The sequence below is a fragment of the Methylobacterium sp. AC832 genome (assembly GCF_979256025.1).
The window spans coordinates 1,219,449-1,228,961 of sequence record NZ_CEEDMV010000001.1; the positions used below are offsets into that span (position 1 = coordinate 1,219,449).

General features: G+C 62.1%; 11 protein-coding genes. 3 read left to right on the forward strand and 8 right to left on the reverse strand.

Features of this window, described 5'->3' with window-relative positions:
* Positions 1-49: 49 nt before the first annotated feature.
* The gene (locus AC0IXR_RS05690) at positions 50-721 is read left to right on the forward strand and encodes a DUF2155 domain-containing protein (RefSeq protein WP_056430663.1); all 672 of its coding nucleotides are present in this window, start codon (positions 50-52) and stop codon (positions 719-721) included.
* 28 nt (positions 722-749) lie between these two features.
* Positions 750-1,382 (forward strand): LysE family translocator, encoded by a 633-nt coding sequence (locus AC0IXR_RS05695; protein WP_311276439.1) that lies wholly within the window; start codon positions 750-752, stop codon positions 1,380-1,382.
* Positions 1,383-1,395: 13 nt separating this feature from the next.
* Here the strand turns inward: AC0IXR_RS05695 and aat are convergent, their stop codons facing one another.
* From aat to AC0IXR_RS05730, 7 genes are all read right to left on the reverse strand, one after another.
* Positions 1,396-2,082: a leucyl/phenylalanyl-tRNA--protein transferase gene (gene aat / locus AC0IXR_RS05700; RefSeq protein ID WP_311276469.1), complete on the reverse strand. Its 687-nt coding sequence runs from the start codon at positions 2,080-2,082 to the stop codon at positions 1,396-1,398.
* 122 nt (positions 2,083-2,204) lie between these two features.
* Positions 2,205-2,537, reverse strand: a complete 333-nt coding sequence (locus AC0IXR_RS05705; RefSeq protein WP_471760025.1) for a hypothetical protein — start codon at positions 2,535-2,537, stop codon at positions 2,205-2,207.
* A 411-nt stretch (positions 2,538-2,948) separates the two neighbouring features.
* On the reverse strand, positions 2,949-3,263 hold the full coding sequence (locus AC0IXR_RS05710; protein WP_056430650.1) for a hypothetical protein: 315 nt from the start codon (positions 3,261-3,263) through the stop codon (positions 2,949-2,951).
* Between the two features lie 133 nt (positions 3,264-3,396).
* On the reverse strand, positions 3,397-4,758 hold the full coding sequence (accC, locus tag AC0IXR_RS05715) for an acetyl-CoA carboxylase biotin carboxylase subunit (protein ID WP_056430648.1): 1,362 nt from the start codon (positions 4,756-4,758) through the stop codon (positions 3,397-3,399).
* Positions 4,759-4,769: 11 nt separating this feature from the next.
* Complete coding sequence (accB, locus tag AC0IXR_RS05720; protein WP_461229569.1) at positions 4,770-5,255, reverse strand: acetyl-CoA carboxylase biotin carboxyl carrier protein; 486 nt, start codon at positions 5,253-5,255, stop codon at positions 4,770-4,772.
* A 20-nt stretch (positions 5,256-5,275) separates the two neighbouring features.
* Positions 5,276-5,773: a type II 3-dehydroquinate dehydratase gene (aroQ, locus tag AC0IXR_RS05725; protein ID WP_471760027.1), complete on the reverse strand. Its 498-nt coding sequence runs from the start codon at positions 5,771-5,773 to the stop codon at positions 5,276-5,278.
* A gap of 112 nt (positions 5,774-5,885) precedes the next feature.
* Complete coding sequence (locus tag AC0IXR_RS05730) at positions 5,886-6,695, reverse strand: DsbA family protein (RefSeq protein WP_056430642.1); 810 nt, start codon at positions 6,693-6,695, stop codon at positions 5,886-5,888.
* 183 nt (positions 6,696-6,878) lie between these two features.
* Between AC0IXR_RS05730 and AC0IXR_RS05735 the strand changes: the two genes are divergently transcribed.
* Complete coding sequence (locus tag AC0IXR_RS05735) at positions 6,879-8,069, forward strand: pyridoxal phosphate-dependent aminotransferase (protein ID WP_471760029.1); 1,191 nt, start codon at positions 6,879-6,881, stop codon at positions 8,067-8,069.
* A gap of 73 nt (positions 8,070-8,142) precedes the next feature.
* Here the strand turns inward: AC0IXR_RS05735 and AC0IXR_RS05740 are convergent, their stop codons facing one another.
* Positions 8,143-9,117, reverse strand: coding sequence for a TorF family putative porin (locus tag AC0IXR_RS05740; protein ID WP_471760031.1), 975 nt, complete (start codon positions 9,115-9,117; stop codon positions 8,143-8,145).
* Between the last annotated feature and the right edge of the window lie 396 nt (positions 9,118-9,513).

Here is a 9,513-nt window from a genome sequence, read left to right on the forward strand (position 1 = left end):
CGCCCTGGCTTAGGGCAGACGCCTCATCGTCCCGCTCCGGGTAAGCCGCATGCTCGTTCAACGCCGATTGCACATTGCCCTGAGGGCCGGCCTCATGCTCGCGGGCGCGGTGGCGCTCGGATTGCCGATGACGGGGCAGGCCCTCGCCGACAAGATCAAGAACCCGACCGCCGTGTTCTCCGGCCTCGACAAGATCACCGGGCGGATCGTGTCCTTCGAGGTCGCTGTCGACGAGACCGTGCAGTTCGGCGCGCTGCAGATGACGCCGCGCGTCTGCTACAGCCGGCCGCCGACCGAGAGCCCGAAGACAACGGCCTTCCTGGAAGTCGACGAGGTGACCCTCGACAATAAGTACCGCCGCATCTTCACGGGCTGGATGTTCGCGGCCAGCCCGGGGCTGCACGCCATCGAGCATCCGATCTACGATGTATGGCTCGTTGATTGCAAAGGCGGCAACGACATCATCGCCGAGGCGCGAGAGCAGGAGGACGTGCCTGCTATGGCGTCGAAGCCGGAAAGGACGAAACGCCAGAAAAATACCGACCCGACGCGGACGGCTCAGCAGGTCAATCCAAACGGGCAGGTCGACGTGGAAGCGCCGCGTGGCGTTCCGGTACAGCCCAAGCAGAAGCCCTCGCGCAAGTTCTTCCCGACGAATGAAGGCCCAGCCCCCGCGCCGCCGCCGCAGCCACAATCGATCTTCGACGCGATCTTCCGGTAGGATCGGCCGGGCAACGGAGTTCCCCAGCATGCCCGACGCCGTCACCTTCCTGGCCTTCGCGGGCGTCTCGCTTGGGATGGTGCTGACGCCGGGGCCGAACATGGCCTATCTGGTCTCCCGCGCGATCTGCCAGGGCCGCGCGGCAGCACTGGTCTCCCTCTGTGGAGTCGCGCTGGGTTTCGTCGTCTATATGCTGTGCGCTGCGTTCGGCATCACGGCGCTGATCCTGGCGGTCCCCTACGCGTATGACGCGCTGCGGCTGACCGGCGCCCTCTATCTCGGTTATCTCGCCTGGCAGGCCCTGAAGCCCGGCGGTCGCTCGCCGTTCGAGGTGAGCCGGCTCGCCCCCGACAGCCGGACGCGGCTCTTCGCCATGGGTTTCCTCACCAACCTCCTCAACCCAAAGATCGCGATGCTCTACCTCGCGCTGCTGCCGCAATTCGTGACGCCAACAGGCGGCTCGGTGCTGGGACAGACGCTGATGCTCGGCTCCGTTCAGATCGTGATCAGCATCGCGGTGAACGCGCTCATCGCCTTGGCGGCGGGATCGATCGCCGTCTTCCTGTCCCGCAATCCCGGATGGCTGAAGGCCCAGCGCTGGATCATGGGGGGCGTCCTGGGGAGCCTCGCACTTCGTATGGCGCTCGATCGAGGTCGCTAATGCGGCTCGCGACTCAGGTTTCCTGGGCCTGAGCAAGCGAGGCAAGCACCTCCTCGCCGCTGACCGCCCGTTCCTTGGGCCAAACGTCCCAAACTGCTTCGGCAGCGATCGCCTCGGCGAGGCGACGCTTGTAGACATGGCGCGGAACCTCCTCGGCTCCGAACTGAATCAGATGGTCCGTGACGAACTGTGTGTCGGCGAGGCGATATCCGCCCTTCCGCAGTCTCGCCATCAGGTGCGCGAGGGCTACCTTCGAAGCGTCGCGGGAGATGTGAAACATGCTCTCGCCGAAGAAGGCCGCTCCGAGCGAAACGCCATAAAGCCCGCCGACCAGCCGACTTTCGGCATAGACCTCGATCGTATGTGCGTGGCCTGCATCATAAAGTGCGCCGTAGAGTTCGCGGATGCGCGCATTGATCCAGGTCTTCTCGCCATCGCCTCGCGGAGCGGCACAGCCCGAGATGACGCCATCGAAATCGAAATCTGTCCGCACCTCGAAACGGTCGGATCGAATGGTTCGGGCAAGCCGACGCGAAACGTGGAAATAGTCGATTGGCAGGACGCCGCGAGCCTTCGGCTCGACCCAGTAGATCGTCGGGTCCTCGGCATCCTCCGCCATGGGGAAGATGCCGGCAGCATAGGCTTTCAACAGGATCTGCGGAGTGATGTCCACGCAATCGCCGTCGTGGTCGTGGTGCATGGCCACTAATGTGACGTCTCCCGCGCGCGAAAGCCAGAGCAACATAACGTCACCCAGCGTCGCGCCCAACGAAAAAGGGCGGAGCCTCCGCTCCGCCCACTGACGTTTTAAACGAACCGACCTTAGAATTCCGGGCCGCCCGAGGTCGTGCCAAGGTTGGGGTAGGAGCGCTGGTTCTGCTCGGCATTACCGCCCTTCGCAGAATCCTCGAACACGGCCTCACGATTGGAGTTGAAGGAACCGCCGCGGAGACTTCCTGTGTCCTCAACGTCGATACGGCCTTCTGCATCGCGATAAGTACCGTAGACCGGCGGGCGATCGATTGCGTCGACACCATTGGTACCCGCTAGCGGTACGATCCTGTCGGACGCACCAACAAAGTCAGTTGGTGCCTGGGCCAGAACGGCGGTGGCGCTCAGGGTAGCAGCCACGAGGGCGAGTGTCAGGGTGCGCATGATTGGAACTCAGTCGGTAGGAAGAGAATCGGCCTCTCGGTGGCTGCCTGGTGAGAATAGAAAGGCGCTGGCCGGGCCGGACTGGTAGAATAAGCTCTGACGACCCAAGACGTTCCGGAGATATTGAGCCGGCGATGTGTCACATCCCACCGGGGGTGAGAAACCAGATCAGATGACCGCCATGCTATGGATGCCCCAGAGAGAACTGTATTTTGCTCTTAATAGGCGCCAGTGCAGTGATTTTTAGAAAAAATGACTAGCTCGCTTTCCAAATCACGGAGGTAGGAATATCCATCATCGTGCTCATCCGCACTAATCGAGAATGACCTACGCTTTCAGAGGCCAGCAAAACAAAACAGCCGACCTGTTGAGGCCGACTGTTCTGTATCGTCACTTTGGAATTATGTGCAATTAGCGGGCGGGGCCGCCGGAGGTCGAGCCGGTATTGGCCCCCATGCCTTTGTTCGTCTGATCGGCATTGCCGCCCTTCGCAGAATCGACCGCGCCGGCACCCGGCGACATTCCGTTCTCCCCGGCTGGACGGCTCGTGCTGCCCGTGGCCGGCGGCATATCGCGCGTCGACGGGTTGTCGAGCGGCCCACCTGTGGTCGTGCCAGCCTGCGGTACGGCCCGTTCCGGCTGCGAGACGTTACCCGAAGGTGACTGCGCCAGAGCCGGGGAGGCTGCGAGAAGCATGGCGGCGACAGTGAGCTTTGCGATACGCATGAAGTTCGTCCTTGCTGATTCCTGTTCTCATCACGGTGGCACAATCACGCTCGATTGCGCACAATGAGAAACTGTTCATCCAAAGAACGAGCTTCTAGCGGAGCAGTTCCGCTTAGCCGATTGTAGAACCTCTTCAGACTGCGGCGTCCGCGAGACCGCCAGCTTCGAGAAAACCCTCCAGCCAATGGATATCGTACGCTCCGTCGAGGACCTCCGGATTTCGCACGAGTGTGCGAAAGAGCGGAAGCGTGGTGTCGACGCCAGCGACAACGAACTCATCGAGGGCGCGACGCAGGCGCATGAGGCATTCCTGGCGGGTGCGCCCGTGAACGATAAGCTTCCCAATGAGGGAATCGTAGTTCGGCGGGATGCGATATCCCTGATAGGCGGCGGAATCGACGCGGACGCCGAGTCCACCCGGCGGATGGAAGTAGGTGATGAGACCAGGCGATGGACGAAAGGTGGCCGGGTGTTCGGCATTGATCCGGCACTCGATGGCATGCCCGGACACCTTGATGTCGTCCTGTGTCACGGAGAGGGGTAGGCCAGCGGCCACACGGATCTGCTCGGCCACGAGATCGACACCCGTAATCATCTCTGTGACCGGGTGCTCGACCTGGATGCGGGTGTTCATCTCGATGAAGTAGAAGCGACCATCCTCGTAGAGGAATTCTACGGTGCCGGCGCCGATATACTCGAGCTCCTGCATCGCCTTGGCGCAGATGCCGCCGATCTCGGCGCGAGTCGCCTCGTCGATCACCGGCGAGCCGCCTTCTTCCCAGACCTTCTGGTGCCGCCGTTGGAGCGAGCAATCGCGCTCCGCGAGGTGGACGGCCCGGCCTCGGCCATCACCAAGAACCTGAACTTCGATATGGCGCGGCTTCTCGAGATACTTCTCGAGATAGACCGCATCGTCACCGAAAGCCGCCTTCGCTTCGGTGCGCGCCATATCGAGGGCCTGCTCGAGATCGGCCTCCGTCCGAGCCACCTTCATACCGCGCCCCCCCCCACCGGAGGCGGCCTTCACCAGCACGGGATATCCGATCTCGGCCGCGATCCGCTTGGCTTCTACCGGATCGTCGACCCCACCCTCGGAGCCCGGCACACAAGGGATGCCCAGACGCTTTGCCGTTCGTTTGGCCTCGATCTTGTCACCCATGATGCGGATATGCTCCGCCTTGGGGCCGATGAAACCAATATTGTGGTGCGCCAGCACCTCGGCGAAGCGGGCGTTCTCCGACAGGAATCCGTAGCCCGGGTGCACCGCATCCGCCCCCGTGATCTCGCAGGCGGCGATGATTGACGGAATGTTGAGGTAGCTGTCCCGGGCCGACGGGGGCCCGATGCACACGCTTTCGTCGGCAAGCCGCACATGCATCGCATCGGCATCAGCTGTGGAATGCACCGCTACGGTGGCGATCCCGAGTTCCTTGGCCGCGCGAAGGACGCGAAGTGCGATCTCGCCGCGATTGGCGATCAGGATCTTTTCAAACATGGGACGCGCAATCACTCGATGACGAGGAGAGGTTCGCCGAACTCGACCGGCTGCCCATCCTCGAAGAAGATCGCGGTCACCGTTCCGGCGCGGGGGGCGACGATCTCATTGAACGTCTTCATGGCCTCGATCAGAAGGAGCTTCTCGCCAGCTGCGACTGTTGAGCCGATATCGACGAAGGCCTTGGCATCCGGGGAGGGTCGACGATACGCGGTACCGACCATTGGCGAGGGTACGGCTCCGGGGTGTCCCGCCCCGGCCTTGGTACGATCACCGGCGGTGCCGGGGCCGGCGACAGGCGCCGCAGCCGCCGCGGGAGCCGACATCGCCAGTGCAGGGGCGGGAGCAGCCACCTGAACGTGGACGGGCTCGATCCGACGGACCACGCGGATGCGCAGGTCACCCTTCTCCACCTCGATTTCGGTCAGATCCGTCTCGGTCACGAGTTTGGCGAGTTCGCGTACGAGCTCGGGATCGAAAGGTTCGTTCTTAGGCATCGGCACCTTGGCCATTCCGGTCAGTCTTGAGAGTTGGCGTCCGACGAAGCATCGGACAGGAGAGAAGGGAGAGACGGCAAGCGAGCCTGGAGCAACCGCACCAGGGCTTCCAGACCCAGACCGTAGCTGTGCGGACCGAAACCGCAGACGATTCCAGCGCAGACCGGTGCGATGAGCGAAACATGCCTGAAGGCCTCGCGCGCATGCACGTTCGAGAGATGCACCTCAACCGCGATGGCACCACTGCCGGCGATCGCATCGCGTAGGGCGACGGAGGTATGGGTGTAGGCGGCGGCGTTGATAAGCACCCCGGCGCCCACAAGGCCCGCCTCCTGCACGAAACCGACCAGTTCGCCCTCGTGGTTGGTCTGGCGGACGGTCAACATGACGCCGAGGGTTTCGGCGCGCGCGCGTAGGTCGCGCTCGATGTCGTCGAGCGTGGCGGTCCCGTAGATGCCTGGCTCGCGGCGTCCCAGGAGGTTGAGGTTCGGTCCATGAAGGACGTGGATCGGGATCATGACATCGCGTTCGAAGCGCCGGCCGCACCAATGAGCCGGGGCGGTGGTCCTAGACGATCGCCGCCGGAAGCGACAGATGCATTGCCCGGGCAATCGCCGGGCATGATGCGCCTCAGCAGCTCGCGTGGCCGCATTGCCGGATATCGCTGATGGTCTTGCGGATCGGCTCCACGCCCACGGCACCGGGGATGATCTCCTCACCGATGATGAAGGCCGGCGTACCGGAGAGACCGAGCTTGTCGCCGAGGCCGACATTCTCTGCCAGCGCCGCCTTCACTTCCGCTCCCTGTGCATCCTTCTGCAGCTTGGCGATGTCGAGACCCATATCCTTGGCAAGCGCAACCGCGCGCTCGCCGTTGACCCGCCCCTTGCTCTCCAGGAGCTTGACGTGGAACTCGAACAGCTTCTCGCCCTTGAGCTGCTGCTTGGCCGCCAGCGAGATCTTGCTGGCTTCCAGTGATTCCGCTCCGAGGACGGGGAAATCCTTCAGCACGACCCGCAGCTTGGGATCCCCCTTCACCAAGGTCTGGATGTCGGCGAGCGCCTTTCGGCAATAGCCGCAATTATAGTCGAAGAACTCAACCAGGGTGACGTCGCCGGACGGATTGCCGACCACTACGCCGTGCGGCGAGTTCACGAGGGCCTCGCGGGATTCCTTCAGCGCGGCGGCCTGGGCCAGCTTCTGTGTCTCCTGCTGGCGGCGCTCGCCCTCGGCGATGGCCTCTTGCAAAACATCGGGATTCTTGACGAGGTAATCCTTGATGATCGCCTCGATCGCCTGGCGCTGCACATCGGTGAAGGCTGCAGCCGAAGCCGGGGCCATCTGAGCGGGAGCCGGCGCCTGCGCATTAGCGTTCGAAACGCCGGAGGTCAGAGCGCCAGCGAGGGCGACGGACGAAATAAAGTGGCGAAGCAGGCGCATTGATCCTCGCGGGGTCGCGTCCCGTCGGCCGTGATCCGGCTCGGGACGACCGGTCGTTAGTCGCCGGGTTAGGCGTTTTCGCGGCGGCGGGTCAATCGCATCGCCCGATGCGCCATAATCCGTGGCGGCGAGGAATGGGTAAGCTGCCTGGAAGAGAAGGGCGGAGGGGAGTAAGCCAGCACCATGACGTCAGCCGCCGATCGCCCCGACAGCAGCATTGCCGCAAGAGCCTCACTGCGCGCAAGCCGCGTAGCGCCCTTTCTCGCTATGGACATCATGGCCGCCGCTGCTCTGCGTGACAGGCAGGGTGACGGCGTGATCCATATGGAAATTGGCCAGCCTTCGGCTCCCGCGCCGCGTCGTGTGATCGAGGCTGCACAGCGTGCTTTGGAAACCGGCAGGCTGCCTTATACCGATGCCTGTGGGATTCCGGCCCTGCGCGAGCGCATCGCCCGGCATTATCGCGACACCTATGGTGTCACGGTGTCACCCAATCGGATCGTCGTCACCAGCGGCTCCTCAGCCGGCTTCGTGCTGGCTTTTCTCGGACTGTTCGATGCAGGCGCGCGCGTTGCGGTGCCACAACCGGGCTATCCCGCTTATCGCAGCATTCTCCACGCATTGGATCTCGTTCCGGTGCCTATGACGCTGCGGGACGAAGACCGCTTCGCTCCAACGAGTGAGGCTCTGCGCACCATGCATCGTCGCGACTCACTTTCCGGCATCCTGGTGATGAGTCCCGCCAACCCGTCCGGCACGGTCATCGAGCCTGCCCGGCTCGCGGAACTCTGCGCCACGGCCCGCGACTTGGGGCTGCCTTTCATTTCGGACGAAATCTACCACGGTCTCAGCTACGGTATGCCCACCGAAACCGCACTGAAGTTCGATGACGATGCCATCGTCATCAACTCGTTCTCGAAGACCTTTTGCATGACCGGCTGGCGCATTGGCTGGATGGTGGTTCCGCCTTGGCTAGCTCGTCCCGTCGAGCGATTAGCGCAGAATCTCTACATCTCCGCGCCCTACCTGTCGCAGGTGGCGGCGTTGGCTTCCTTCGACGCGATGGAAGAGGCGGAGACGATTCGCCTCGGCTATGCCGCCAACCGGGCATTGTTGCTCGACGCGTTTCCCTCCCTCGGCCTGGGAAGTACCCATCCGGCCGATGGCGCCTTCTACCTCTATGCCGACGTCGCCAACCTCACCGACGACGCATCGTCCTTCTGTCGCCGGATGCTGGAGCAATCCGGTGTGGCCGCGACCCCGGGACTTGATTTCGACGCCGCGGAGGGAAGCCACCATGTGCGGTTCTCCTTCGCGGGGTCCGAACGGGATTGCGTAGAGGCGGTTCGTCGCCTGAAGGCTTGGCTCGGTTGAAGGCTTTTGGCCATCGACATGAGAATGGCTCCGAAGCGCTCCGGGGCCAATTTTTTGTATCTGAGCGCCGCGCTTAGCGGAACAGGTTCAGGAATCCGCCCGGCTCGGCATAGATGCCCGGGGCCGCCGTGGAGGTCTGGAACGTGATCGAACCAATCACCGCGTCACCGCACCATTTCGAGGTCCCGCCATTGGTAACCTGGCGGAAGTCGCCGCTGAAGACGGCGCATTCGGTCTTGGTAAGATCGGTGTTGTGGTAGCGTACGTCGAGAACGATGTTCTTGTAGGTGTAGGACAGGCCGACGTTCCCATAGAGGTAACTGGGCAGGTTGATCGAGTTGAACCGCCCCATATCCGCGTTGAATCCGGTAGCGGAGTTCTTTGCAGCACCGAGGAAAAAGTAGCCGAGTTCTGACGACAGCGAGAACCCGCCTGCATAGGCTTCAGGCAGGAAAGGGAAAAGTGAGGCGGGCAGCGCGTAAGCGGCAGTACCCGAAGCATAGGTGCTGATGGCGTGCGTGCCGAAGAAGTTCGGCGAGAAGAATACATTCGTACCGAGCGTCAGCGAATCCGTCGCCGTGTACAGCATCTTTCCAGCGGCTTCGTAGAAATCAGAGTTCTTGGTGGAGAACGCCGTACCGCCGGGCAGGACGACCTGCTGCTCGTTCGGGTAGAAATAGTACAGAATACCGAGATCGAAGGCGAACTTACCGAAGGTCGGGCGAATACCGGCAATCAGATCGAACTCCATGTCTGGTCGCGTCGGCAGGCGGGTCTGATAAGTCGCGAAACCCGCATAGGCGAAGTTGTTCAAGAACTGTGCTTCGAAAAAGGTCTGGTAGCTGCCCTGCAGGTTCGATTGCGACACACCGCGGAAGTTATAATCCGTCTGGTAGCGAGAGCCGAACGAGAAGCCGATCAGTGGATCGGCAGCCTTCGCCTCGACCGGCATGACTTTGGGTACGGAAAGATCGGCTGCAATCGTCGGCGAGACAGCGACGCTCGCAAGCGTACTGAAGGCCAGGAGTGATGTGTACAAACGGCGCATGGCCCGATCCTTCTAGTGGTCGCCGAAGGGGCTGTGGCGACACAAACCCCATTTCAATGAGATCCCCCTGGCTTCTAGATCGACGTGCAAACAGCTCGGTTTTCTAGCGCCAGTGAAGGCTGGGATGATGACTGTCTTTTCTGACGTCATCTCTTTCGCCCCTAACTCAAGCTTGTCCTTAAGGGACTACGCCTTTGAGAAAAATGACTTTGCTGCAACAGAGCCCACCAATCACATGGGCCCTATTGAAAAATCCGAAAATAGACGAATACAAGTGCAATATGCGCAAGAAATATACTTGAAATGCACGATAAGTATCGCCGTCGCTAAGAACCTTCATCTGCAATGAGGCGGAGTGGCCAGTCGCGCGCGGTGGTCTCGCACGGTGCACACGGA